20 protein-coding genes are annotated in these 26,821 nt (G+C 46.1%); 2 read left to right on the top strand and 18 right to left on the bottom strand.

Annotated features, from left to right (window positions below; translation table 11 throughout):
• Positions 1–4: 4 nt before the first annotated feature.
• From I2H74_RS19745 to I2H74_RS19785, 9 genes are all read right to left on the bottom strand, one after another.
• A complete protein-coding gene (locus tag I2H74_RS19745) occupies positions 5–1,339 on the bottom strand; it encodes a peptidase U32 family protein (RefSeq protein WP_195575968.1) in 1,335 nt (444 codons plus the stop codon).
• A gap of 18 nt (positions 1,340–1,357) precedes the next feature.
• On the bottom strand, positions 1,358–2,293 hold the full coding sequence (locus I2H74_RS19750) for a peptidase U32 family protein (protein WP_195575969.1): 936 nt from the start codon (positions 2,291–2,293) through the stop codon (positions 1,358–1,360).
• A 12-nt stretch (positions 2,294–2,305) separates the two neighbouring features.
• Positions 2,306–3,352 (bottom strand): endolytic transglycosylase MltG, encoded by a 1,047-nt coding sequence (mltG, locus tag I2H74_RS19755; protein WP_195575970.1) that lies wholly within the window; start codon positions 3,350–3,352, stop codon positions 2,306–2,308.
• A gap of 73 nt (positions 3,353–3,425) precedes the next feature.
• Entirely contained in the window at positions 3,426–3,740 is a 315-nt protein-coding gene (locus I2H74_RS19760; protein ID WP_324254115.1) for a DUF1292 domain-containing protein, read from the bottom strand.
• A 3-nt stretch (positions 3,741–3,743) separates the two neighbouring features.
• On the bottom strand, positions 3,744–4,034 hold the full coding sequence (locus tag I2H74_RS19765; protein ID WP_195575971.1) for a DUF1292 domain-containing protein: 291 nt from the start codon (positions 4,032–4,034) through the stop codon (positions 3,744–3,746).
• A gap of 10 nt (positions 4,035–4,044) precedes the next feature.
• Positions 4,045–4,461, bottom strand: coding sequence for a Holliday junction resolvase RuvX (ruvX, locus tag I2H74_RS19770; protein ID WP_195575972.1), 417 nt, complete (start codon positions 4,459–4,461; stop codon positions 4,045–4,047).
• A 67-nt stretch (positions 4,462–4,528) separates the two neighbouring features.
• On the bottom strand, positions 4,529–4,789 hold the full coding sequence (locus I2H74_RS19775; RefSeq protein WP_195575973.1) for an IreB family regulatory phosphoprotein: 261 nt from the start codon (positions 4,787–4,789) through the stop codon (positions 4,529–4,531).
• Positions 4,790–5,023: 234 nt separating this feature from the next.
• Positions 5,024–7,654, bottom strand: a complete 2,631-nt coding sequence (gene alaS / locus I2H74_RS19780; protein ID WP_195575974.1) for an alanine--tRNA ligase — start codon at positions 7,652–7,654, stop codon at positions 5,024–5,026.
• Positions 7,655–8,033: 379 nt separating this feature from the next.
• On the bottom strand, positions 8,034–11,444 hold the full coding sequence (locus I2H74_RS19785) for a SwmB domain-containing protein (RefSeq protein ID WP_229106876.1): 3,411 nt from the start codon (positions 11,442–11,444) through the stop codon (positions 8,034–8,036).
• A 417-nt stretch (positions 11,445–11,861) separates the two neighbouring features.
• On the opposite strand from I2H74_RS19785, the gene I2H74_RS25200 reads away from it, so the two are divergent.
• Positions 11,862–16,370: a S8 family serine peptidase gene (locus I2H74_RS25200; protein WP_195575976.1), complete on the top strand. Its 4,509-nt coding sequence runs from the start codon at positions 11,862–11,864 to the stop codon at positions 16,368–16,370.
• 182 nt (positions 16,371–16,552) lie between these two features.
• Positions 16,553–16,759 carry a hypothetical protein gene (locus tag I2H74_RS19795; protein ID WP_195575977.1) on the top strand — a complete coding sequence of 69 codons (207 nt, stop codon included), beginning with the start codon at positions 16,553–16,555 and terminating at the stop codon, positions 16,757–16,759.
• A 31-nt stretch (positions 16,760–16,790) separates the two neighbouring features.
• On the opposite strand, the gene I2H74_RS19800 is transcribed toward I2H74_RS19795, so the two are convergent.
• From I2H74_RS19800 to I2H74_RS19840, 9 genes are all read right to left on the bottom strand, one after another.
• Positions 16,791–17,885: a GerAB/ArcD/ProY family transporter gene (locus I2H74_RS19800; RefSeq protein ID WP_229106877.1), complete on the bottom strand. Its 1,095-nt coding sequence runs from the start codon at positions 17,883–17,885 to the stop codon at positions 16,791–16,793.
• 31 nt (positions 17,886–17,916) lie between these two features.
• Positions 17,917–19,113 (bottom strand): Ger(x)C family spore germination protein, encoded by a 1,197-nt coding sequence (locus I2H74_RS19805; RefSeq protein WP_195575979.1) that lies wholly within the window; start codon positions 19,111–19,113, stop codon positions 17,917–17,919.
• Between the two features lie 45 nt (positions 19,114–19,158).
• Positions 19,159–20,646: a spore germination protein gene (locus tag I2H74_RS19810; protein WP_229106879.1), complete on the bottom strand. Its 1,488-nt coding sequence runs from the start codon at positions 20,644–20,646 to the stop codon at positions 19,159–19,161.
• A 270-nt stretch (positions 20,647–20,916) separates the two neighbouring features.
• Positions 20,917–21,987: an AI-2E family transporter gene (locus I2H74_RS19815; protein WP_195575981.1), complete on the bottom strand. Its 1,071-nt coding sequence runs from the start codon at positions 21,985–21,987 to the stop codon at positions 20,917–20,919.
• A gap of 54 nt (positions 21,988–22,041) precedes the next feature.
• Positions 22,042–22,509, bottom strand: a complete 468-nt coding sequence (gene nrdG, locus I2H74_RS19820; protein ID WP_195576053.1) for an anaerobic ribonucleoside-triphosphate reductase activating protein — start codon at positions 22,507–22,509, stop codon at positions 22,042–22,044.
• Positions 22,510–22,520: 11 nt separating this feature from the next.
• Entirely contained in the window at positions 22,521–24,443 is a 1,923-nt protein-coding gene (locus I2H74_RS19825) for an anaerobic ribonucleoside triphosphate reductase (protein WP_195575982.1), read from the bottom strand.
• Between the two features lie 358 nt (positions 24,444–24,801).
• Positions 24,802–25,020: a hypothetical protein gene (locus tag I2H74_RS19830; protein WP_195575983.1), complete on the bottom strand. Its 219-nt coding sequence runs from the start codon at positions 25,018–25,020 to the stop codon at positions 24,802–24,804.
• A gap of 37 nt (positions 25,021–25,057) precedes the next feature.
• Positions 25,058–25,543: a PRC-barrel domain-containing protein gene (locus I2H74_RS19835; protein WP_195575984.1), complete on the bottom strand. Its 486-nt coding sequence runs from the start codon at positions 25,541–25,543 to the stop codon at positions 25,058–25,060.
• Positions 25,544–25,610: 67 nt separating this feature from the next.
• Positions 25,611–26,786 (bottom strand): cysteine desulfurase family protein, encoded by a 1,176-nt coding sequence (locus I2H74_RS19840; protein ID WP_195575985.1) that lies wholly within the window; start codon positions 26,784–26,786, stop codon positions 25,611–25,613.
• Positions 26,787–26,821 lie beyond the last annotated feature (35 nt).

Here is a 26,821-nt window from a genome sequence, read left to right on the forward strand (position 1 = left end):
CAGTTTAGCGATTCTTTTTGCGCATCATATCGAAGTAATGAACAGGCTGGTCAACCTTTATGCGAACAAGCTGCAAAGGATGACGCGCAGCATCAAGAACTTGGCCATCTGTATCCCAAATCGTATCTACCTTCTGCTTAAAGAAGGTTCCGTTTGGACCAAAGAACTCCACTTCTGTTCCTGGCTTGAAATGATTGCGCTGTTGAATCGTAGCTATTCCTGTGCTCTCATCATAATCCATAACTAGGCCTGCGAAGTCATAAGGAGTGGACTTTTGCTCAGGTTCATAAATATGGTCTTCATGATCCGGCTCTTCATAGAAGAAGCCTGTATTAACAGGACGGTTAGCGGCCTTGTTGATTTCCTCAATCCACTCTGGCTTCAGCTCATAATTGTCAGGATCCGCCATGTAAGCATCGATAGCCTGGCGATATACGTTAATAACCGTCGCAACGTAGTGGATCGATCTCATGCGGCCTTCCACCTTGAAGCTGTCGATGCCAGCGTCGATCAGATCCGGCAGGTGGTTAAGCAAGCATTGATCCTTCGCGCTCATTGAGAATTCGCTCTGACCCTCTTGGAACAATGGCAGCTGGGTAATACCAACGCGGAATTGCTCCAATACCGGTTCACCCTTCGCTTCCTTCTCGCTGATCCATTCATCGACATCGCCGCGAGCATCCTCGAACAAGTCATATTTCCAGCGGCAGGATTGGCAGCAGCCACCACGGTTTGAATCCCGATCCGTGAAGTGATTCGACAAGGTGCATCGACCTGAATAGGAAGAGCACGCCGCCCCATGGATAAAGGCTTCAATCTCGATATCCACATGCTTCTTGATCTCGGCAATCTCATCGATGCTTGTTTCACGTGCAAGCACGACGCGAGGCGCTCCCTCATCCTTCCAGAACTGAACCGTCTGCCAGTTCGAGATCGATTGCTGTGTACTGATGTGAACCTCAAGCTTCGGCGCCACACGCTGTGCCGTCTCGATAATGATCGGATCTGCAGCGATAATTGCACTGATTCCTGCCTCTTGAAGATTCAGCAAATATTCCTCAATACCCTCTAGATCCTCGTTATGAGCATAAATATTTGTAGCAACAAATACCTTTGCTCCGTATTTCTTTGCAAACTCTACGCCTTCACGCATCTCTTCAAAGCTGAAGTTGTCCGCATTCGAGCGAAGACCATACTTCTGACCGCCGATGTATACCGCATCGGCGCCATAGTGGATGGCGAACTTGAGCTTTTCCAAGTTGCCGGCGGGAGCGAGCAATTCCGGCTTGTCGAGACGGTTACGTTTACCGTTGTATTTACGCTTTACTTTTGTTGTCATCGGCTTCACGCCCCCTTCTTAATACATCTGTTCTTTATAGAAAAATCCAAAGGACAATTCACGCTCTGGATCCTGCAATGTTCGAATCTCATCCATCCATTCCGGCTGGAATAGATAGCCTTCTGGATCCTGTGCATAGGCGTCAATCGCTTTTCGGTAAGCACGGATGACTGCTTCATTATAAACACGAGGCTTAAGCAAGCTTTCAACCTTAAAGCTGTCGAGCTTCGCATCAAGCAGCAGCTTCAGATCTTCAAGGATGCACATATCGTCAGAGCTCATAATGTAGGCACCGTACTCATCTTCATAAACAGGGAACTTCTCATCTTGACGTTCCTTCTCAATGAGGAAAAGCTTGCGCTCGATACCAACATTCGACGTATCTTCCTCGCGGTCTATATGACGAAGATAGTGCTGGATCAAGTGGCGCTTGGAGTGATAAATATTCGTCATCCCATGCACCTGAACCTCTACCTCCATGTCTGGAAGCTTCGCTTTCATCTCGATAACTTGATCCATATTCAATTCGCGCGCCAGCACCATACGGCTTGCACCGCGCTTCTGCCAGTACTTCGCCGTGGCAAAGTTGGTTGATGTCATCTCAGCATTCCAATGAAGCTTCAGATGAGGTGCAGCGACTCTAGCTGTCATTAGCACCGCTGGATCTCCATATGTGATCCCGTCAATCCCGATACGCTGGAGCTCTGACAAGTATTTCTGAAGACCTAGCAGCGCATCGTTATGAAAAATATGATTAACCGCGGCATAGAGCTTTGCTCCATGCTGACGCACGATCGGCAGCGCGGCTTCGATGTGATCAAGCGGCATCTGGCCAGGCAGACGCATGCCATACTTGGATTCCCCCACGGTAATGGCTGTAGCACCAGCCTCCAAGTAGCTCTTTACTTCTTCCACCGAGCCTGCCGTAATAAGCAATTCTGGTTTTGCTGTCATGAAATCACCACTTTACTGTTTACTCTTCTCAATATTGCTCAGATGCTCTTCATAGGTCTTCGCAAATAAATGAGTTTGGGTGCCGTCTTTCTTCGTGACGTAATAGAAATAGTCAGAAGTCTCAGGCTCTAATGCAGCCTTAATCGATTCCAAGCTTGGGCTGGCAATAGGTCCTGGCGGCAGTCCATCTTCCTTGTACGTATTGTACGGACTTTCGATTTCCAAATCTTTATAATACAACCGTTCCTTCGGCTTGTCCAGTGCATACTGGATGGTAGCATCAATCTGGAGCCTCATCGGCTTATTCAATCGGTTATAGATGACACCTGCAACGAGCGGACGCTCTTCATCTACAACTACCTCACGCTCCACGAGGGAAGCAACCGTCAAGAGCTCCTGCAAGGTCATACCGCTCTGTTCCAGCTTCGCATCAAAATTCGGAATATCAATTAGACGCTTCTCTGTCTCCTTAAGCATCCGGACGATCATCTCCTCCGCACTTGTCCCCACAGCGAATTCATAGGTTTCAGGGAAGAGATAGCCTTCCAGCACATGCTTCAGCTTATCATTGGGCTTTGGCAGATTAAGCGTAAGATCAGATGGCTTTTCTTTTCCAATCTTATCTGCAGCTTGGATAAAGGCCTCGCGCTCAACAATACCTTTCTCGCTTAAATCATCCGCAATCTGTTCAATCGTATAACCCTCAGGTACCATAACTCTTACAGTCTCAACAGGGATCACATCGCCAGCATTCAGCTTCTTGATGATCTGCTCGTACGTACTGCTTGGATCAAACGAATATTTCCCAGCCATAAAAGCCGAGCCTTCATTATTCATCTTTAAATACAGCTTAAACAGCAATGCATTCTTAATGACGCCCTGCTCCTCTAAGTGTTGAGCTATAGCCGAAGTTCCTGTACCTTCTTCAATCGAAACTTCGATGGGCTTGTCCTGTCCCTGCACAGGCTGCATTCCATTCCATACATACCACGCACCCGCACCAATAATAATGATGATGACGATTAAAAAAGCGAGTGCCGCCTTTGCTGCTGTCCTCAATCGCTCACGCTCCTACATGGAAAAAAGAGCGGTCTTTACCCCGCCCTTTTCCGTAATTTACATGGTGTCTTCTCTATTGCTCTTCATCTAAATCTAATTCTTCTGAATAGGCAACCTCGTCATAAGCTTCCATGACGTTTTCCCATTCTTCATCGCTGTCGATCGTCTCAAGCTGCCAGGTTCCTGCATCGTCCTTCACCATACGAAGCGCTTCTGGCTCGTATTGTCCTTCCTGATCCTGTACAATCGCATAGCAATGGCCGCTGAACTCAAATTCAGCAAGAAGATCGAAAAAGCGGCTCTGTCCTTGCTCATCTGTCATTTCAAGAGCGCTTCCATATTGTTTCGATAAATAATCCACAAATTTAAGAGTACCTGTCTCGCTCACCGCTTACACCTCTTCAGAGTCAACGAGCGTATTGAAGGTCTCTTCTACAATATTCCACTCTTCCTCATCTTCGATGATGTAGAGCTTCAAGTCGTCGCCGTCTTCTTCATAACGGAAGGCATATACCTCATCCGTCTCATCATCCTCGGCATCAACAGGAACGACCATCATATATTTGTGATCAGAACCATCAACCTCGAATTTCATAATGACTTCGAACTCTTCCTCATTGCCCTCGTCATCTGGAATGTAGATAATTTCCGGTTCCTCGTGTCCATGGTTGTCGTGTGCCATTGTTAACCCCTCACCTTCTAGAATTATAGTCGAGATATGTTTGTAAAATAATCGTTGCTGCCATCTTATCAACTACTTGTCTGCGCTTCTTGCGGCTAACATCCGCCTCGAGCAAGGTCCGCTCTGCAGACACGGTGCTCAAGCGCTCATCCCATAGGTGAACGGGCAACCCAAGTGACTGCCTTAACGTCTCCGCATAGGCGATGCTGATCTCGCCCCGCGGCCCGACGGTGCCGTTCATATTCTTCGGCAACCCAAGCACGATCGCTTCGACCTCATGATCTTTAACGATCTGTTCCAATCGCTTCAAGTCCCTTTCTTCCGAGGTGCGAACAATAACTTCAAGCCCCTGCGCCGTCCAACCTAGCGCATCGCTTACCGCCACACCAATCTTGCGGTCCCCATAATCCAATCCTAATATCCTCATGATCGTCTCCTATTGCTCATGTCCATAGCACCCGCACGCCAGAATAAGACGCATGGCCTATTCTGGATTAACGGTGATGGCTGAGATAGAATCGAACCAATTCCTCGATCAATTCATCTCGTTCCTTTTTCCGTACGAGGCTTCGAGCATTGTTATGACGCGGAATATAAGCTGGATCTCCAGAGAGCAGGTATCCGACGATCTGGTTGATCGGATTGTACTCCTTCTCCTTCAACGCATCATACACAGACAATATAATGTCTTGACTGGACGTCGCTTGCTCTTCAGCTGTCACATTGAATTTCATCGTTTTATCCAACGAACTCATCGTCGTCACCTCGCTTTTCTCTTATCATAACACAACCCAAGACAAACAAAAAATATCCTCGCAAAACGGTTTTCACTTAAATGTGCCAGACTTATGAACATAGAGGCATATAGAAGCTTCTCTTCACTATTATATACCTAAGATGCTTCTTATACGCCTCTATTCCAATGCTCTTCATTTACAACATCTTATACCTTCATCTGGTGCTTGACGCTATATGCGAAATATCACGAATTATGCACCTGCTTGATCGCTAACAAGCTTTTCAACAAGAGCAAGCGCTTCTTGAATCTTGCTTGCGTCTTTACCTCCTGCTTGCGCCATGTCTGGACGGCCGCCACCGCCGCCGCCTGTTACTGCCGCGATTTCTTTGATCATCTTGCCTGCGTGGAAGCCCTTCTTCACAAGCTCAGGCGCTACGGATACAACAAAGTTCACTTTGCCTTCGGCAACCGCTCCAAGCACCACAATGGTCTCAGGGAGCTTCGTCTTCAGCTCGTCCGCCGTTGTACGGATCGCATCCATGCCGCTTGCTTGAATCTCAGCTGCGAGCACCTGCACGCCTGCAATCGTACGAACTTGGTCAGTCAGCTGGCCAGCTTCAATGCTCGAAAGCTTCGCGTTCAAGGATTCGTTCTCACGCTGCAAGTCCTTCTCGCGTTGGAACATGCTTTCAATACGCTTCGGCACGTCTGCGATATTGGATTTGAGCAATTGTGCTGCCTGCTTCAACAAGTCAAGCTGTTCGTCCATATATTGATAAGCAAAGCGTCCTGTTACCGCCTCGATACGGCGCACGCCAGAGCCGATACCACTCTCGCTTACGATTTTGAACAACCCAATTTCCGATGTATTTTTCACATGCACACCGCCGCAAAGCTCAATGCTGTAAGTTCCAACTTGAACGACGCGCACGATATCTCCATATTTTTCACCGAACAAGGCCATCGCACCAAGTGCCTTCGCTTTATCGATGCTCATCTCTTCGATCACAACCGACGTGCTCTTCCAGATCTGCTCATTGACACGACGCTCGATATCCTGAAGCTCTTCTGGCTTAATGCTGCCAAGCTGTGTGAAGTCAAAGCGAAGACGCTCTTCTTCCACAAGGGAACCCGCTTGGTTAACATGCTCGCCAAGGACATCCTTGAGCGCACGATGCAAGAGGTGAGTCGCGGTATGGTTCTTAATAATCGCATCGCGTTCCGTGCGGTCAATGGAAGCCGTCAGCTCCATTCCTACGCGAAGCGTTCCAGCTTCAACCGTGACTGCATGCACATGCTGGCCATGTGGTGCTTTCTTCACGTTTGTAACGTTTGCTCTCAGTTCGTTAGACGTAAATACACCGTTGTCGCTGACCTGACCACCGCTCTCTGCATAGAACGGCGTTTGATCCAAGATCACTTGGCAGGTCGTTCCTGCGGGAGCCTCTTCTGCCAGCTCTTCATTCACGATGATCGCGAGAACCTTCGCATTCGCCTCAACCTGCTGATAGCCGACAAACGTGCTGGATGTCGTATAATCTGCAAGAGCTCCGCCTTGCACCTTCATGCTTTCCACGTCTTGGCGCGCTGCGCGTGCACGATCGCGCTGCTCCTGCATCGCCTGCTCGAAGCCTTCATGGTCGACGCTAAGACCGTGCTCTGCTGCATAATCTTCTGTTAAGTCAAGCGGGAAGCCATACGTATCATACAGCTTGAATGCTTCTGTACCATTGATTTGGGAGCGGCCTTCTGCCTTAGCCGAAGCTGCCATCTCAGACAAGATGTTCAAGCCGTCCGTCAATGTCTCATGGAAGCGCTCCTCTTCATTTTTAACAACCTTCTCAATGAACTCGCGCTTCTCCACGATATCTGGGTAATGTCCACCCATCACGTCGCCTACCGTCTTCACAAGTTCTACCATGAACGGACGCTCAATGCCAAGAACCTTGCCATAGCGAACCGCACGGCGGAGCAAACGGCGAATGATATATCCGCGGCCTTCGTTGGAAGGAAGCACACCGTCTCCTACTGCAAATACAACGGTACGAATATGGTCTGCGATAACTTTGAACGCAACATCATGCTCTTCATTCTTCTTGTAAGGCACACCCGCAATGCGGCTAGTTGCTTCAATGACCGGAATAAAGAGATCGGTATCAAAGTTCGAATCCACATCCTGAAGAATGGAAGCAAAGCGCTCAAGCCCTGCGCCGGTATCAATATTTTTATTTGGAAGCGGCGTGTAGCTGCCGTCCTTGTTGTGGTTGAATTGAGAGAATACAAGGTTCCATACTTCGAGATAACGCTCATTCTCGCCGCTTGGATAGCATTCAGGATCATTAGGGTCACCATACGCTTCGCCGCGATCATAGAAGATCTCTGTACATGGGCCGCATGGACCTTCACCGATATCCCAGAAGTTATCCTCCGTCTTAATGATGCGCTCTGCTGGCAGACCTATTTTCTCGTTCCAATAGCGGAATGCCTCTTCATCCTCTGGATATACCGTTACATAAAGACGGTCTGGATCGAAGCCGATCCACTGCTTGTCCGTTAGGAATTCCCAAGCCCATGTAATCACTTCTTCTTTGAAGTAATCGCCAATGGAGAAGTTGCCCAGCATTTCAAAGAACGTATGGTGACGGCGCGTCTTCCCTACATTCTCAATATCATTTGTACGAATACATTTTTGAGAGTTCGCAATACGCGGATTCTCCGGCTTTACGCGGCCGTCAAAGTACGGCTTGAGCGGCGCCATTCCTGCATTAATCCATAACAGAGACGGGTCATTGTGCGGCACAAGGGAAGCGCTTGGCTCAATATGATGACCTTTGCTCTCGAAGAATGCTAACCATTTCGAACGTATCTCGCTTGCTTTCATCAAAGATTCCTCCTGAATGTGGTCTATAAAAATAAAAAACGTCCCTGCATATAACAGGGACGATGAGTATCGCGGTACCACCCTGGTTATCGCGGCTACCTCTAAGACAGCACACGATCTCCTTGAGCGTTGATAACGGAACGACCCGGTGAAGTCCTTTCACACTCTGAAACTAGCTTTCAACAGCTCTTCATGGCAAGAATTATTTCAGCCCGGCAGCTGCGAGAGGCATCCTAGCACATGTTTCTCCGCCTGTTCTCATACCCGCTGCACTGTAATTCTTTCTCTGGTCCAAGGTCTTCTGTTTACTTAGGTTTCGTCAACGTTTTTACCTGTTAAAACCTGCGGTTAATCTTCTCAAAAGTATATTTTACTGCGCTTATTTTGTCAAATAATTCACCTGGACAAGAAGTCGCTCCAGCATCACAGCAGCTTGGGCGCGAGTCGCGATTCCTTGAGGGTCAAAAGTGTTTGTGGTTACGCCTGCAATGAGCCCCGAGGAGACGGATCTGATCACCGCATCCTTCGCATAGGAGGAGATGCGTCCGCGATCCTTGAAGCCTTGCAGCACATTGCTATTATAAGCTGTATCCTGCTTCACATAATCCAGGGTGCGAACCAGCATAACCGCCATTTGCTCACGCGAGATGTTCTGATTCGGGCGGAAGGTTCCATTTTCATACCCGCCAATAATACCTGCCTTGGTCGCCGCTCCAATATAGGCTACCATCGGGTGGCTTGAGCCTACGTCTGAATAAGCATTCGCAGCACTTGCGTTGCTCTCGAGTCCAAAGGAGCGTGCAAGCAGCACAGTAAATTGGCCTCTCGTCACCGAAGCATTTGGTGCAAAACGGCTGCTGCTTACGCCTTCAATAATGAATTTGTTCGCAAGATGCGAAATGGACGCTTGCGCCCAGTGCGCTCGAATGTCGCTGAAGCTCTTGCTCCGCTCAACAGCAGCAAAGATGTCATTATCAGATGGATAGAACCTCAATACGGATAAGCCTCCGCCTTGCTTAATCGTATTCGGAATGTATTGCAATCGATCTCCTGCTCGATCGTATCGGATCATCGAAGTGCGATCATTGTAGACAGCGCGGTTCACCTTCACTTTGGCCTCGGTTTGCACAACTAGCGCTTGTGTTGGTGTACTGCTCGAATAGGCCGATGCATACAGATCAATCGGCAGAGCCCTGAATTCTGCTCCGCTATCCTCAACAGCCTTAGCCATCTGGGTCGCGTAAGATAACGCGCCTTCAATCTGCAGCTGCACATAAATCGATGAAGACTGGCTGAACTGGCGCTTTAACTGGCTGTAATTGATATTTTTAAGCGGGAGCGTATATATGACGTCCCCATAACGAATGGAGAACTTAGCATCCTTCTCGCTCGCATAAATCTCCTCCAGCACCTGCAATGGCACTGCAACCATGGCAGCCTTCTCGCTTGCTGGCACCTCAAATGCAAGATGATGGTCAGAGCTGTAGCGGACGGCATACTGCAGCGCTTCTCTCAGCTTGCTTTCATTAACCGTGTAGCGCTTAATCGATACCCCGTATCGAGATCGCTCGCTCGTGGTTGAAGCGGCTTTCGATTGAAGCAGGAAAAGATTCGAATCCAAGAAAGCCTCATATGGCGCTTGAACGACATCGTCAGGTCTTCCAGATACCTGATCCGTTTGATTCGATAATACCGCATTGCCAAACGATGCAACCTGATTTCCACTCAAATCTTTAAGCGGCACATTGCCTGGCACATACGTTAGCGAGACATTCGCTGCAGCGCTGACTGGGGATTCCAGAACCAACGTTACAGTATCATTTTGAATGGAAGCACTCTTCACCTTGCGATTGACATTAGACGCATATACGTAGAACTGATTTAGGGAAGGCGCAGAGCTTGCATTTAACTTTTCTGAAAAAACAAGTGTCACGACGCTGCCTTTAATGACGCCTGTTCGCAGCGTTGGAGCAGTCGTGTCCGATGAATCTGTTACTGTTCGGTAGGAGAAGCCGACAGCGGCATTGCCTGCCAGATCTCGTATCTTGGCATCCCCTGGCACATAGGACACGCGTACTTCGTCACTTTCCTTCACACCTGAGCTAAGCGTCAAGACAACGGTGTTGTTGATCACTTGTACCCGCTCCACATATCTTGCCGCATCATTTACCAGTACCGAATAGTGGCTCCGCATCGGAATCGAATTCGGATCAAGCAATTCATTGTAGGTGAGTGTGAGCAGGCTCCCTTTGACAGAGGTCTGTTCCAGGGTTGGCGCTTTCGTATCCTGCAGATTCTGAACTAGCTGCCCTTGGAACGAACGAAGCGCATTCCCTGTTTCATCTTTTATTGGGTAATTGTTTGGTGTATAAGATACTTTGACAATTTGTCCGTTGCTAACTGAATGTTGAAGTGTTAGTGTTACGGTTCTACCACTATGCTCTAGACGTCGTAATGTTACATTCCGATCATCGTAGGTTACTCTGAATTGAGATAGAGCATTTGTAGATACAGTACCTAGAGTCTCATCAAAGGTTAATTTTAACGTCGATCCGGATATAACTGCATTTTCAACCTTCGGAGCTGCTGTGTCTTTTCCATTTTCAATAACAATGCCTCCAATATCACTGGCACGATTACCTGCAAGATCCTCAATCGCATATGGTGATTGTTTTGGCACTGTATAACTTAATAGTACTGTCAATCCAGTATTAATCCCGCTCTTTAACTTTATGTCTACATATGAGTCTTGTATCGATATTTTATCGATCACTTGCTCCTTGCCGTTCACAAGAATGCGGTAAGCTTTTAAAGGAGGGACAGTATCTCGATTAAGTGACTCATTGTAAATAAGACGGATTGTATCGTATGCTACCAATCGATAAGATTGCAGTACAGGCATAATAGAGTCATTACCTTTAGTCCAAAACTGCCATCCCTCCTCCTCTTTGATACCACGGAATAAATTTTTATCCTGATCCACAAACGCTCCTTCATCAACCGTAACGACGATCTGATCATTTGACTTAAAATCCTGAATTGGATCAATTGTAATGGTGTTTGTTCCATTACCAGTCACCTGCGGTGAGTTTACAGGAACCATTCCAACCAAGTTCCCTCGTGTAAGAGACTTAAAATGTATATTCCCCTTATTCGCCCAAACGGGTTCAGAAAATGTAATGGATAGATTGCTTCCAACAAAAAAATCTGATCGCCCCGGGGCTGGGATAAATGATGTTGCAATAGGCGCAATTGTATCTTGTACTGTTTTAAATGACCATCCATTCTGACCATATAGTCCTGCAAAGTCTCCATGCTCACCCTTGAAAGTACCATTTTCAACTACGACATAATAATTCATATTCCCCTGTAAAGAAATTGAAGGTTGCCAAGTAACTGTACGTTGATTGTTTGATATTAATATGCTTTGGTCACTTACGCTACTACGCCAAACTTCCTTGTTCGTCGATGCTTCAAAAAGGATAAGAAATCCATCTCCTTTTTTCACTTCTTCATCAAACGTGAATTGCAAAGTAGGATTTGATCGTATTGACAGTGTTCCTTGATGACTCGGTTGATAAGATATAATACGAGGTTGACGATAAGTATCCTTAGATTGTTCCAAAGAAGATGTTTGTGCAGGAGCAGACGGTTGCTTTATTGAGTATGCTTCTTCAGATATGCTTGATGCTGCTGACACACCGGCAGTTATAGACGCTTCAACTAACAGAAGAGAAACTAACAACGTCACAAAAGTCTTCTTAACCAACTTGTATCCCTCACTTGTCATTGGAATATATTTACTATATTTGTTTAGACGTTATTTCCCTTCATTAAGTTTCCATTGTTCACAAATTTGTTCGTTGTCTTTTACAGATGCTCTATTCTGAATGGTTTATATAGACCTAGACAAAATCCAATTATTATAAATGCTAATCCCCCACCCCCAGTATTTTGGTGATGACGGGCACAATTGAAATTGTATTCATCCCAATAAATCAATCGCTTTCATTCGTCAATCATCCACATGATTTGACCTGTGTTCATAGGACGTAAAGCCCATGAATAAGTGTGGACAGTACGCTACAATAAGCATTAGCCTTATGGCAACATATGGAATCTACTATTTTATTCAAGGAGGGTTGTCCGTTATTACCTTCACATCGATGAGAGAGCATAGCACTATAGTCCGAGAGGAGATTGCAGCTTGAAATCGAAACCTATACGTCAAAAATTAGCGGGAATACTCTCTATAGCCATGGCGGCTGCCCTGCTGTTCCCCGCCCCATCTCACGTTTATGCGCAAGAAACCGCACCTCAAGAACAGCTTCAGCCAAAAATAACTTCCGGATTGTCTCCAAACTTTCTGCTTTCCGACCAGTCCGACCTCTCCTTGAATTCATCCCAAGCAAGCAATTTCGTCACTCAATCAGACAGTACAGAGCCTATCACCGTCATCGTTGAATTGAGCACAGACCCCGTCGCCTTGTCCCAGTCTAAACAATCAAAAAGCTTAGCCCCTTCAGCAGGCGAACAAGAACGAAAAATTCGCTTGGAGCACATTGCTTTTAAAGCACAAGCAGAGAAAAGCTTGGACATCCTGTTCAAACACGAGTACACGAAGGCATTCAACGGCTACTCTGTAACGCTTCCGGCCAATCAAGTAGAGCGCTTGACAAGGCTCTCTGGCGTAAAAGCCGTTTATCCGAATTTGGAATATAAGACGCTTCCTGTCGATAACGGTTATGCCTTCAAACCGCTCATGGACGAAAGCGCTCCACATATTGGTGCTGATAAGCTGTGGGATATCGGTGTCACAGGCAAGGGCATTAAGGTGGGCGTGCTCGACACCGGCGTCGATTATAAGCACCCTAGCTTAAAGGGCGCGTATAAAGGCGGATGGGACTTTGTCGATAATGACAATGACCCGATGGAGACACTTCCTGATCCGACAAAGCCACCTATGGCCGACGGAACGGAATACCATACTACACATGGGACGCATGTATCCGGCACTATAGTTGGACGCGGGAATCCAAAAGAGTCAAATGCGGAGAATGGATGGGTCAAAGGCGTAGCCCCTGAGGCTGATCTCTATGTATATCGAGTGCTGGGGCCCTATGGCAGAGGCTCAACTGAAAATATTATTGCAGCAATCGAACGGTCCATTACAGACAAGATGGATGTGATTAATCTATCGCTTGGCGGAAAGTTCAACAATGCATTTACTGCGGATTCAGTGGCGGTCAACAATGCGATGCTGGCAGGTGTTACCGTTGTACTGGCGGCTGGCAACGAAGGTCCGAATGACGGAACAGTAAGCACACCAGGAGGCGCGCATATTCCAATTTCCGTTGGCGCTTCTACACCTCCAATGATTACACCAATTTTCGAATCGCAAGGCATCAGCAGCGTATATGCGCAATTGGCTGAATATGCCCCTGAAATCAGTGAACCGGGCACAACCTTTGAGGCTGTCTATGCCAAGTTTGGCAAACCTGAAGATTACAAAAATCTGGACGTGTCAGGCAAGCTGGCTCTCGTTATGCGCGGTGAAATCAGTTTTCAGGAAAAAGCCCTTAATGCCGCAAAAGCTGGTGCCGCAGCCGTGATCATCTATAACAATGAGCCAGGTGAACTGAAAGCAACGCTTGGTTCAGAGGGACAATACGTTCCTACCTACACGATTTCCAAAGATGCAGGTATTACGTTGTTGGCGAATGTAGAAAAAGGGGAATCCATCTCTTTCAATACGGTTCAAGAGCAGGATCTGCTCGCTGACTTCAGCTCCCGCGGACCGATCAATCCCGACTTCTCCATCAAGCCTGACATTACGGCTCCAGGAGTCGCTATCCGTTCTTCCGTACCCGCTTGGGATGGGAATTATGCGGATGCATACAAGGATTCACAAGGGACAAGCATGGCTGCCCCACATATAGCTGGTGCCGCTGCTTTGCTGCTTGAGAAGTACGAGGGCAGTGTCAAAACATCTGATCTAAAAGCATTATTGATGAACAATGCCGTGCCAATGAAAGACCGGAATCATAAGGATTATACGGTAACCGAGCAAGGTGCCGGCCGAGTGGATCTTGATCAGGCCGTACAAGCAAAAGCTATTGCACTTGTTCAAGCAACCACAACTGCAACGAAAGATCAACAACCTATCCCTTATGAGACTGGAAGCATTTCCTTCGGCACTGCCGCCTCAGGCGAACTCTCTCATACGATTAAAGTGAAGGACATCGCTAATTCGCCACAAACCTATTCGATCATCAGCACATGGAATGGTACGGCTAAAGGTATTGCGTTAACATTCAATACGGATACCGTTGCCGTACCAGCAGGTGGTGCAGGCAGCTTTAACGTAGATGTAACCGTTCCGCCACAAGCTGCCGAGGGCATCTACGAAGGGACTGTAACGTTAAAGGAAACGTCAACTGGTCACGAGCTGCATCTGCCTGTCAGTTTGTACGTTGGAGAAGCTTTTGAGATCGATGCCATCACAAACGTAACCGCTGATCCCATAATCTTCTCTCCGAACGGGGAATCCCCTCAAGAAACAACCGACGTCACTTTTGCAGTTAATAAGCCGCTTAATGACGTAAAGATTACAGTAACAGACAGCGTATATGGGAATGTCATGGGTGACTTGTATGCTAGCCATGACCTGCATATACCTGACATTTATGGAAAGCTGAAATGGGACGGCTCTGTGTCGAATGGTGAGGAGAAAGTCCAGTTGGAAGACGGTGAATATTACCTCACCCCTTTTGCAAATCAAGAAAAAATCGAAAAGCAGCGTTCTTCATTCATTATCGATCGTCATGCCCCTGAGTCGGTATTGGATGAACAACCACTGATTGTAGATGGCTCAAACCCGGGCATAGGATATATTCACGGAAAGATCACAAAGGATTTGCTGATTGATTTGTTCCCAACAACAATTCCGATGAGCAGTTATATCGCCGTCGCTGTCCTTGATCAAAACGCGAATCAGCATGACGGAATCATTAACGACGACGGGACATTTACGGTAAGTGTGCCTTTAAATGCGGGCATGAATGCGTTTGAAGTGTATGTATATGATGCAGCATTAAATGGTGTCTTTGCACCTGCTCATCAAGTTGTGTTTGATCATGCTTATAAAGATTCTGTCTATGCCGCAAGCAGCAAGCCAGAAGTCTTAACGGGAGAACAATTCGACGTTAAGATAAATTATACCGTTACGGAAGCGGTTTATTCAGCTTCATTCAGTCTCACGTACGACAGTAAGCTGACTGTAAAAGATATTACGCCAAGCGTGACGATGGCAACATATCAACAGCAGCATCATCCAGATCTGCCCCTCATCATCAACCAAGATACGATCGCAGGAGCTGATGGCAAGACTAGATTGAACTACAGCGTAAGTCTCAGCGAAGGCGCAGCACATGGAATTGGTGATATGGCCACCATCACTTTTGTTAGCGAATATGAAGGCGAATATGCATTTAAACTGGAAGACGCCAAGCTAGTCAATGCAAACAAAGAGGAGATTCCGTTGCGTTCCCTCTTATCCTCAACTGTTAAAGTTACCAAGCCTAATGTTCCGAATCCGAAGCCAGAGCCACCAACTAGTCCTTCCTGGCCTGGAGGTATTATAGACCCTAGCTCATCCGGCAAGACCATGAAGGCTGGTTTCTTGGTTGAGACAAAGAAGGAGCATAACGTCGTGAACGCGGTGTTCACGATCAATGCGGATGCGATGAAAAAGCAGCTTCAGGATAAAGACATCAAGCAGATTCAAGTCGATATCAGCGATGTCGAGATGAAGCGATACGGAGAAGTCTCCTTCAAGCTGGACAAGGCAGCAACTGAGCTTATGCAGCAATCCGGGAAGGACTTGATTCTATCCGCATCTGCGTTCAGCATCGTGGTTCCTGCAGCGTCCATTAAGACATTAATGGGTCCTAATGGATTCGAGCTGATACTGTCTCTTGCCGACCATAAAGATAAGGGATTCAGCAAGGAGCGCGGCGAGACGACCTTCACATCTCCAATGCTTACGATCCATGGACCGAAGGAATCCAAGGATCTGGTATTGGATGTCATCCTTAAGCTGACAGACGCTTCAAAGGACATTCGCAAAGCGGGTGTATACAAGCTTGTACAAGGCGAATCAAGCGAATGGAACTATGACCAAGCCGGAACGAAGGCAAAAGACAAAAAAGCCGTCACCTTCCAAGTTACGCAGTTCGGCACATACACCGTTGCCGAGCATGCAAGAACATTCCGCGACATTGCTCTGCACTGGGCCAAGGATGAGATCGAAGTCATCGCAGCCCATGAATTACTGCGCGGCAAAGACAGCCTAGACACATTCAAGCCTAGCGATGTCATGACACAGGCGGAGTTTGCAACCCTGCTTGATCGTATGACGCACAGCGGAAAGACATGGGAGCAGCGGACTAAAGAGCCTGGAGCCCGTAATCCGATTACTCGTGAAAATATGGTTGTCATGCTTGTTCAAGCATTGAAGGCCGACCTGTCTCAGTCAAGCACGCCGCTTGGATTCGCTGATGAGGCTCGCATCTCTCGCGATGCTAAGGCGGCGGTTGCGTACGCTGCCAGCAAAGGATTCATCAAAGGAACGAACGGCAATAAGTTCGATCCGTCAGGCACATCTACTCGTGCGCAGGCGGCACTCATCCTGTATCGCGTGATGAACGAACAGTAATACCATAATCCTACTAGAAGCAGAAATCCTGGATGCATGCAGCAGGATTTCTGCTTCTTTCTTACTTTATTTCTTAACATTATGGTTATATGTAACAACCTTTAACGGCTCATAAAAGGAAATGCAGAGCATAAGACATTGCAGTCTTGACAAACTAATCAAAAAGAAGTCAGGAGATATTCATGAAAAACATCATGGTGTTTGGTTCAGTCTTATTTGGAAGCATACTATTTGATCTTTTATTAGATGTGCCGCTCGGCATTCCCATGTTTCAAGACATTATTTCCATAGTGAATCGCATTCTTCTCATCAATCCGATCCTTTTAACAATTATTAGCATCAGTGTCATGATCATTATTGTACATATTGGTAAAAACAAGACATCATAAGGCTGATTAAAAACGATCATGAAGCACGATTTCACGCTAACTTCTTGTATATCCATATTCCCATTGCAAGGATCACTGGAATCGTAATTTCAAATGGAAGGTAGATAAGCCATTGATCCGATACTAGACCTTCTTGAAGATGGTGAGAAGAATTAGGGCTTACTATTAGAGCTGACAAGAAGATCGTTGTCCCTACAATTAATAAGATTTTTTTATAATCTGACATCTTAAATAAATGGGAGACAGCAATGACTGCGGCAAGATAGAATATGCTAGCTTTAAAAAACACTCCGATAATCAACATCATCACGGCTATTGCATCAAGACGTTGGATAAAATCAGATATATTCACCTCTCCGATAGACATCAAAAATGGAAAGAATGACTGACTAACGATATCAACCCCAAGGACAGATATATTGAGTACCGTAATCCAAGTAAGGACTCCACCACTTATCATTAAGCTGACTATCCCTGTTCTTAATAAAGAATCACTCCTTTTTAAATATGGAGTGAACATTGCAAAAGCAATAACCTCAGAAAATGGAAAATTCAATGCCTTTGGAAACGATTGTAGTATACTGCTCACTCCATCTCCTAGGATTGGCATTAATCGATGAACATCCAACACACCAGATACCATAATAAATAAGCTTGCCAATACAATCATCACGAACATGACTAGATAGAAAATCTCTCCAGTACGCGCCAAAGCCACTATGCCTAAAGAAAGCACATAGCTAATAGCCAGTACCATCATGAGATGGATAATGAGAAGCGGGGTTTCTTCGAAAATAGAAACATTCATAAGTAATGCAAAATCATTAAATTGTCTGGTTGCTTGATAGATAAAAAATAGAGTGTAAAGAAAAGCTAATGTCTTCCCCAATACTTTTCCAATCAAAGATTCAAGAACGACGGTAAATGGCTGATAAGGATGATCCTTTAGGATGTAGCAGACTACTGTAAATAAGACCAAGCCTAGCAGCATTCCCAACAATGTTGATATCCAGGCAGCCTCTTTTGCATCACTGTTTAAAGGAAAGACAAGAGCTGATCCTAATTCAAATAGCATCATCAATCGAAATAGTTGAGATACATGCAGCGTCGTATTGTTACTATTCATGACTTCACCTTTATGAAGATAGTTTATATGGTTATTTTGTACGTGTCTGATTAACAGTTAAGCCTGTATTTATGATGGACATGTCAACACGAACTTCCGTGTCAGCATTGCTAAATATTTCATTCCAGTCTTTTTGCACTCGTTTCCATAGTCTTCGATCTGTTCGATCTAAGGATGCACCAAAACCGAATATATCCAGTTTGAGCTCTTGTGCTATTTTCAAAGTTGTTTCAATTTCGTTTTTAATCTTCCGGCTTGCTTGCTGTTCTAACTTCATCAATGTGCGATTTTGAAGAATTTCGTTTGAGCATCCTCCAATTTCTTTCACCGATCCTGCAGCACGCACGCGAACCCTTAGCAAGTACCTATTACGAATCTTAATTGTTTGTAAATCAGACTTATTTCTAGAGATACTTATCATCAAATATCCGTTTTGATCTTCGCACGAGAGTCTTATCGCAGTTCTTCTTAGCAGCTTTTGAGTCCATAAGTATCCTTGAGCGGATTCTTGATCAAGCCAGCCCACAAGCCTGTCCTTATTAAACACAGCAATTCCCTTCGTCTGTAAGGTAGAAGCAGGAATAATGTTATCATTACTCTCCTTGTTTATTTTGTCTTCATCTCCTGATATCCCCATGCCTCCAATTGTCAATTCCTTACCATCGCTTGCTAATTGACGTTTAACTTCGTCGATTTGAATATGATGTGTTTCCCCCCATTGTTGTTCAGCGACAATTAATTGCTGGGTCATCTGTATTGCAGGTATTCTTTCCATGGTCGTGGACAATGCCAACAATTGCGAAGCTGGTGAATCCCTTGCAATAACAACGTTAGTCTGCATTCGCATATCGCTATCTCGTTCGAAAATATCTAACAGCGATTTAATCCCTTCTTTTGCTACACTGCTATCGATAACAATAATCGCCATGTGGGAGAATAACATCTTGCGCGACATTTGCTGGGTTGCTTTTCGAGCTGCTTCCTCTATTGTCGTTCCAGTACTCGTATATGTTGTAACATTTGAAGCTCCACCTGTGCCGCCTTGCTGACCTTGTACTACAGAGCCTGGATTAATGAGTTGAAATGAGAGGTGATATGTATTCTTCGTTTTTTCAACGGACATTGCCGTACACAATGCAATTTCTCTTAGCTCTTTCCGATCCCAGCAACTTGTGCATATTAAGGATACGCCGATAAGTAAAATCGCGAAGAAAACTGATTTACGCACGACTTTTTCTCCCTTACTTTTATAGTGTAGCAAGACCAGCCATTATTACTGCTTTCGTCTATTTTGTGTGATTCCAGATGGCCTTGTTCGAAATTTACGCAAGGGGAAGCGAAAGATCACATCTTTATGGTCTTCAGGAACATTGGGCGCATAGGAGGCCAGATACGGATACCCAAACGATTGCAAATGGCCCATATGTGCAACCAAGCAGAACAAGCCTAATAAGATACCAAAAAATCCAAATGATGCGCCTAACAGTAAAAAGAAAAAGCGAAGAAGACGCGCAACGATAGCTAGATTGAATGACGGGATTGCAAAGGTTGCAATGGCAGTAACGGAGACAATAATAACCATAGGAGCCGATACGAATCCTGCACGCGCGGCAGCCTCCCCCATAACTAATGCTCCTACAATAGAAATAGCCGAGCCAACTACTTTTGGTAATCGTATTCCTGCTTCAAAGAGTATTTCTAACGCTGCTAATAGTATTAATGCTTGGACAACTGTCGGAAATGGAACATTTTCTGATTGTGAGGCAAAACTAATAATAAGTGGTGTTGGAATCATAGCATGATGAAAAGTGGATACAGCCACATATAACGCTGGGGTCAGAATTGACAAAAAAAATGAAACAAGTCTTACTATTCGTAATGCCGTTGCAATATCAAATCGTTGATAGTAGTCTTCTGGGCTTTGAATAAAAGAAAAAAAACTTACAGGAGCAATAAGTACGTGTGGTGTCCCATCCACAAATATCGCGATTCTTCCTTCAAGGAGGCAGCCAGCAACTGTATCTGGCCTCTCTGTGTTGTACATAACGGGAAATGGGGAATACCGATTATCATTTAGATATTCCTCAAGATATCCAGATTCCAGTACGCCATCAATCTCAATTTCTTGCAATTTTCTTGTAATGTCTTGAACTACCTTCTCATTCGCAATATTGCGCATATATGCAATGCGAATATCTGTTTTGGTATGAGTACCTAGTTTGCACTGTTCAAATAGCAATTCCTCGCTTTTGATTCTGCGTCTAACTAAAGTTAGGTTTGTGGTAATGGATTCGGTAAAGCTATCTTTCGGACCTCTAACAGTTCCCTGGGAGGATGGCTCGGTTACAGCACGTTTATCACCGCCTTGTGTATTCGTGACCAGTGCATGAGCGAATCCATTCACCATTATTATGGTATTTCCTTCAAGAATCCCTTGGATAACATCTTGCAGCTTCGAGTTGGTATTTACATTTCCAGTGGCTAATCCATAGTTTTTTATCGAATGAAATAAATGGTACGGGAGGTTTGAGTCCTCTTTACGGATATATGGGTAATCCATCAACGATTTTATAATGGAATCATTGATGATCTTGTAGTCCACCAGTCCATCGATATATACAATTCCGATCATGCATTTATCATGCTCAAGGACACGGTAAACAATATCTGAACTCCCCCCTAATTTCTTCTTAATCATTTGCAAATTCGTATCTAGCTTTTTCACGAGGTGTGTATGTTCTATTAATTGATTCTGATTCAAATTCACTTTGCTCCTTATCGGTGCATTTTTTCATATTATGGTGACTAACCCATTTAATTATTCATACTTGAACACTTCTCATGTGAGTACTTACTAGCATGCTAATATCTCGGAGCATTTCCTAATTTACAGCACAAAAAAACTTATCCAATTTGGATAAGTTTTTTTGCTTTATGCCTCTTAGCAAAACTGCTATTTGTATCTAGGCTCCATCAGATAATGCTTGAAACGGAAACGATACGCTAGAAGATTGTTATTTGCTTTCAGGTTCTACAATGTCTTTCGCCTTACGTAATACGTAAACACATGCTGCAGCACAACCTTCATGACAGCAAACAACGGAACGGCTAGAATTAATCCGGTAATTCCCGCCACCTCCCCGCCTACAAGCAAGGCAAAAATAATCGAGAGCGGATGCATGTGAAGCGTCCTCCCCACCACTTGGGGTGAGATGATATTCCCCTCAAGAATCTGACAGATGGTATTCACGATGATGACAAAGATCAGCATCTTGATCGAGATTGTTGATGCTACAATCATCGCAGGCGCCGCTCCAAAGTAAGGGCCAAGGTACGGAATAATATTAAAGATCGCCACGCATAAGGCAAGCAATAGCGCGTACGGCAGGCCGATAATCATATACCCGATGTATGCTAACACCCCGATAATCACGCAGACTAGAAATTGCCCTCGTATATAATTGCCAAGCGCTGCGTCAATATCCTTGAACATCATGACCATGTGCTTGCGGTGGCTTTTTGGAACATAGGCGATAACCGTACGCTCGAACACTTCAAAGTCCTTTAAGATATAAAAGATCAAAAAAGGCACGATCAAAGCAAGCATCAGCACATTCAAGGTCTCATCAATATTGTCTATGAAGCCGGCGATGGTCTTTGACATCCGCTCTTCAGCAATGAACATCCAGTGATTCATGCCGGACCGTACAGAATGAGGCAATATCGTGGAACGGTTGATTCCATTCATAATATTTTCGGCCTTGGCATTGATATGCGGCATCTGCTGATTAAGCTCTTCAAGCTGCTCAAGCAGCATCGGGATCATGTTCATGAGAATCACGACTAAGCTGATAATAAATACAGCATAGATTAACAGAACGGCAATCGTTCTAGGAACCTTGCGGTCATTCAGTAAGGTTACAACTGGATTCAGCACATAGGCAATAATCATGGCGAGCAGAAACGGCGCAAGTATTGATTTGAGAAAATCATAGATATGGCCTATGACCGGACGCAGCAAGTACAGCATGTACATAATAAGAAGACCAAGCAACACATATATGCCATAAACGAACAATCGGTTCTTCCACAATCTCTCCACTGTTATCCCACACCCCACATTCGGACATGCATCATACAGTAGAGTATATGTAGACTAGGTGGAAATTAACCCGATTGGTTCTCCATCCTTCAGCTTCCAGATACGCTGATTGTCGCTGCCGCGGAACAATAGTCCGGGGAACTTTCGTTCGAGGATAAAGCGTCCATCAACGAGCACATCGACGTAACGCAGCAGTTCCTGCTTGTCCTTTGCTTCCTCTTTCAACTCTTCAAGCGTATATCCTGTGTAGGCCCAAATATTCCTTCCTGCATCCTTCAATCGCTTCGCAAGCTGGGCGACTTCCTTCGCCTGTACAAATGGATCTCCGCCGGACAGCGTCACATCGGTTAGAGGATTGCTCATTACCTCTTCATACACATCATCCACCGTCATCTTCGTTCCATTCGTAAGCTTCCATGACTGCTCATTGTGGCAGGCCGGACATTGATGAGGACAGCCGCTGAAAAAGATGACCGTCCTTAGCCCCTCTCCGTCTACGACACTATCGTGGACAATAGACATGACGTACAAGCTCATCCGTGCTTCACCCGATCCGCTTCCTCAGCCTGCTTCGCCGTGTTCCATTTATTCATCGTGCCAACCAGATAACCGGTAATTCGACGAATGCGCTCGATCTGTTCCGTCGAAGCACCGCAGGCTGGGCAGTCCTCTTCTATAATCGCTTGATAGCCGCATGTGCTGCAGCGATCCACCGGGTGATTGATCGAGCCATAGCCAACGCCGTGCTGTGCCATAGCCTGTACCAGGCGGTCTAACGCCTTAGGGTTGGACAATGCACTGCCGTCGAGCTCCACATACGTAATGTGGCCTGCATTGCACAGCTCGTGGAATGGCCCTTCGATCTTGATCTTCTCATACGCCTTCGTGTGATAGTACACTGGCACATGGAACGAGTTTGTATAGTATTCGCGATCCGTAACGCCTTCGATCGTGCCGAAGTCCTGGCGATCTCGGCGGGTAAACTTCCCGGACAAGCCTTCCGCAGGAGTTGCAATCAAGGAGAAGTTGTAGCCTGTGCGTGATGCGGCTTCATCCATTTGCTCGCGCATCATTTGAACAATGCGCATGCCCAGCTTGCAAGCTTCCTCCGATTCCCCATGATGCTTGCCTATCAGCTGCTTCAAGGCCTCGGCCAGACCGATAAAGCCGACACTCAGCGTCCCCTGCTTTAGCACGTCACGCAGCTTGTCCTGCGGCTTCAGGGTATCACTGCCGCGCCATACGCCCTGCTGCATCAGGAACTTAAAGTCCATGGCGCGCTTCTCGCCTTGATAGCGGACTCTCTCAAGCAGTTGGCGCTCCGCTACGGAGACAAGCTCCTCGAGACGATTCATGAAGTCCTCGACGCCATTGGAGATCAAGCTAAGACGAACGAGATTAATCGAAGTGAAGGATAGGTTCCCTCGACCAATCGCGGTTTCTTCGCCGTTCAAATTGCCCATAACCCTCGTTCGGCAGCCCATGTAGCAGGCTTCGCCTTCTGGCGAGCCGTTATCATACTGGGCATTAAATGGTGCGTCCAGGAAAGCGAAGTTCGGGAATAGACGCTTTGCTGTCGTTTGCAGGGCAAGCTCGTAAAGATCGTAATTGTGATCTTCCGATTGGAAATTCACTCCCTTTTTCAGCTTAAAGATCTGAATGGGGAAGATGGGGGTCTCGCCATTGCCAAGTCCGGCTTGTGTTGCTAGCAGCAGCTGCTTGATGAGCATGCGGCCTTCAGGAGACGTGTCCGTCCCATAATTGATTGAAATGAACGGCACCTGGCCGCCCCCTCTTGAATGCATGGAGTTCGAATTATGAATAAATGCCTCGCAAGCTTGATAGACGTCTCGTTCGGTCAGACGCCACGCTTCGACTTCCACGCTATAGTCTGGTGCGAGCGGCAAAGTATCCAAATATCTTTTATTTTTCACAAAGGTCTTCGCAACATAAGGCGCCAGATCGTAATCAAACATCGGGTATGCCTGTCCCCCATGCTGCTGATTCTGATTAGCCTGCAGAATAATAGAAGCGAGCGCCATTGCGCTCTTAATATCTTGCGGCTCCCGCATATGCCCATGCCCTGTATTGAAGCCTTGCTTCAGTATTTTTCCAAGCGGAATCTGACAACAGGTTGTTGTACCTGTCGCATAGAAGTCCAGGTCATGCGGATAGAGTAGATTCGCCTCCATCGCCATTCTTGCTTCATCGCTAAGCAGGTGCTGTGTCACATACCAGCGAGAGCTTTCGCTCGCCATCTTGCTCATCATGCCCATTGGAGAACGTCCATCCACGTTCGCGTTTTCCTGCATCAGGTCACGATCTGAGCCTTCCAAGATGCGATCAATAGACGCACTTAATTCTTTTTCCGGATAACGTGCATTCTTACCACTCGCAGTATAAAGGGTATGTATGTTCAGCTGCTCTGGTAGAGCTTGAACGGCTGCCTTCGACATCTTCTATCTCCATCCTCTCTATATAAACACAATATATAGTATGCATAGTTGGATTTTAATACAATATGTATTATGTCACACTTTTTATCGCTTCTTTAACGTTTGATTTTTTCGCTAGCAGATTTTCCGCTATATACGTTAGCATTCAAGAAAGCCTTGTGGGATAAGGAGTGATCGTTGTCATAAGCCAATATCCATCCATTAAAAATGAATTTTTTTAAAATTTTCATATAAAAAAATATATATTGCCATCTCGTTTCAACGTAAACCCTAAAAAGCAAAAAGCGCTCCTCTCCGAAAGTCCTGAGTTGCATGACTTCGAAAGAAGAACGCTTCAACGTTCAGTTCGTATATTCCGCTACATTTGCGTCGAAGTTTGGGTCTCTGGCATATCGGTTGGGATCCAATCGTCACCAAAGAACAAATCATCCAAGGAACTTAATGTTCCGTCCTCTTCGACCTGATAGACACTCATCTTGTCACCATTCACCGAAAGCTCGATAAAGCATCCCCAGCAATAAAATTGATGGGAGCCGATCTTACCAATGTCTTTTGAGTTGCAGTTTGGGCATCGCAAATTTGTTCACCATTCCGTTCCAAGACGTCTAATCCTCTCAAGCAGAGCTCTCGATAATGATTGCATCTTCACCAAGATGCATCTGGCTTGTCCAATCGAGCTGCTGTCTGCCCTCTAGGAGATCCGCAAGGATCCCGTCTGTAATTTCCAATCCTGTTACTGTATTGCCCATATTGGGTTGAAAATAAACATCTGCGATTAATCCCAGTTGATTGCCTTCTTCCGTAACAACCGGCATCTCCTTCAAACGTCTTGGACCGTATAGAAAGGTTTTGGTCCCTTCATGAACGTGTTCTGTCTCCATGATTACAGCCTGGCTCTTGATCATCACGGCATCCTCGCCACAGGCTGAGATATGCTCCCACGGGATAATCGGCATCTTGCGGGCATAGAGGCCTGTATGCTCAAGCTCCAGATGCGAGACGAGCCATTTGTCTGTGATCCAGACGTCCCTCACTTTTGATACTTTCTTGCCCGTGCGAATGTCATAAACAGGCAACCCAATTAGTTCAAGCACTTTCATAAAGAGCCTCCTTCCTGCGCACAAGAAGAACCCGGCGTAGGAAGCCCTCTATGAATCTAGAAAGCCCTTAGTGTCTATTACGTACGCGGGTAACGATCGTTTCAATCTTTTTGACGACTTCTTGCGCCTGTTCTTTAGTATTGCCCAAACCAAAGCTGAATCTTATCGCAGTACGCAATCTTTCGTCAGGTAGTTCCATCGCCTTTAGCACATGCGAGACTTCAAGCGACCCCGAGGTGCAGGCAGAACCGCTTGATACCATAACACCCATCATGTCTAAATTCATAAGCATTTTTTCTGTTGGAACGTCTAATAGGCTTACATTCAAAATGTGGGGAAGCCGCTTTGTTGGATGTCCATTCAGGACAACACGATCACCGAAGGCCTCTTTAAGCCCCTTCCACAGCGTCTCTTTGACTTCGTTAAGCTGTTCGAGCTTCTGTGCTTGCTCCTGCTCTGCAAGCTTTACGGCAGCAGCCATGCCAACGATGCCCGGCACATTTTCCGTGCCTGCACGGTGCTTCCGCTCCTGATTCCCGCCATGAATGAACGCTTCATAAGCGACACCCTGTCTCGCATAAAGAATGCCTACGCCTTTCGGCCCATTAATCTTATGGGCTGAAAAGCTCGCGAAGTCCACGGGCAGACTCTTTAACTTCAGCTCGAGCATTCCTAAAGCTTGGACAGCATCCGTATGCATAAGAATGCCATGACGATGAGCAAGCTCTCCGATCTCTTGAATCGGCTGAAGGCTCCCTATCTCATTGTTGCCCGTCATAATGCTGATGAGGCACGTATGAGGCTTAATGACGGCTTCGATCGCATCAGGATGAACGATGCCCTCTTGATCGGGAGCAACATACGTAACCTCAAAGCCCTGCTTCTCCAGATGCTCGCATGCATGCAATACAGCATGATGCTCAATCGAAGAAGTAATCACATGAGGCTTCAAAGATTGTGTTTGCTGCTCACGCTGTCTTAACCAAGCCGACCAGGCCGCTCCGAAGATAGCGGTGTTGTCGCTCTCGCTTCCTCCACTTGTAAAAATGATCTCATGCGGAGAGCAGTCAAGCGCCTTCGCAACCTGATCTCTGGCATCCTGAATCACACGCTTCGCTTCGCGGCCATAAGCGTGGATGCTGGATGGATTCCCGTAGCCCTGAACCATCGCATCGGTTATAGCCTGCACGACTTCGGGGCGCATAGGAGTCGTGGCAGCATGGTCCATATAGATGTATTCCATGACTTTCCCTCGTCTCTTAACCTTAATCAGTGCTC

It is taken from the genome of Paenibacillus sp. 1001270B_150601_E10 (genome assembly GCF_015558675.1).
GTDB lineage: Bacteria > Bacillota > Bacilli > Paenibacillales > Paenibacillaceae > Paenibacillus_B.

What these genes read in the sequence shown, in the direction of transcription:
- I2H74_RS19835 (WP_195575984.1), bottom strand. Translation starts at nt 25,543, where the DNA reads ATGAAAGTGCTTGAACTAATTGGGTTGCCTGTTTATGACATTCGCACG.
- I2H74_RS19765 (WP_195575971.1), bottom strand. Translation starts at nt 4,034, where the DNA reads ATGGCACACGACAACCATGGACACGAGGAACCGGAAATTATCTACATT.
- nrdG (WP_195576053.1), bottom strand. Translation starts at nt 22,509, where the DNA reads ATGTCTATTGTCCACGATAGTGTCGTAGACGGAGAGGGGCTAAGGACG.
- I2H74_RS19775 (WP_195575973.1), bottom strand. Translation starts at nt 4,789, where the DNA reads ATGAGTTCGTTGGATAAAACGATGAAATTCAATGTGACAGCTGAAGAG.
- I2H74_RS19800 (WP_229106877.1), bottom strand. Translation starts at nt 17,885, where the DNA reads ATGAATAGTAACAATACGACGCTGCATGTATCTCAACTATTTCGATTG.
- I2H74_RS19750 (WP_195575969.1), bottom strand. Translation starts at nt 2,293, where the DNA reads ATGACAGCAAAACCAGAATTGCTTATTACGGCAGGCTCGGTGGAAGAA.
- alaS (WP_195575974.1), bottom strand. Translation starts at nt 7,654, where the DNA reads ATGAAAGCAAGCGAGATACGTTCGAAATGGTTAGCATTCTTCGAGAGC.
- I2H74_RS19840 (WP_195575985.1), bottom strand. Translation starts at nt 26,786, where the DNA reads ATGGAATACATCTATATGGACCATGCTGCCACGACTCCTATGCGCCCC.
- I2H74_RS19795 (WP_195575977.1), top strand. Translation starts at nt 16,553, where the DNA reads ATGAAAAACATCATGGTGTTTGGTTCAGTCTTATTTGGAAGCATACTA.
- I2H74_RS19825 (WP_195575982.1), bottom strand. Translation starts at nt 24,443, where the DNA reads ATGTCGAAGGCAGCCGTTCAAGCTCTACCAGAGCAGCTGAACATACAT.
- ruvX (WP_195575972.1), bottom strand. Translation starts at nt 4,461, where the DNA reads ATGAGGATATTAGGATTGGATTATGGGGACCGCAAGATTGGTGTGGCG.
- I2H74_RS19785 (WP_229106876.1), bottom strand. Translation starts at nt 11,444, where the DNA reads ATGACAAGTGAGGGATACAAGTTGGTTAAGAAGACTTTTGTGACGTTG.
- I2H74_RS19745 (WP_195575968.1), bottom strand. Translation starts at nt 1,339, where the DNA reads ATGACAACAAAAGTAAAGCGTAAATACAACGGTAAACGTAACCGTCTC.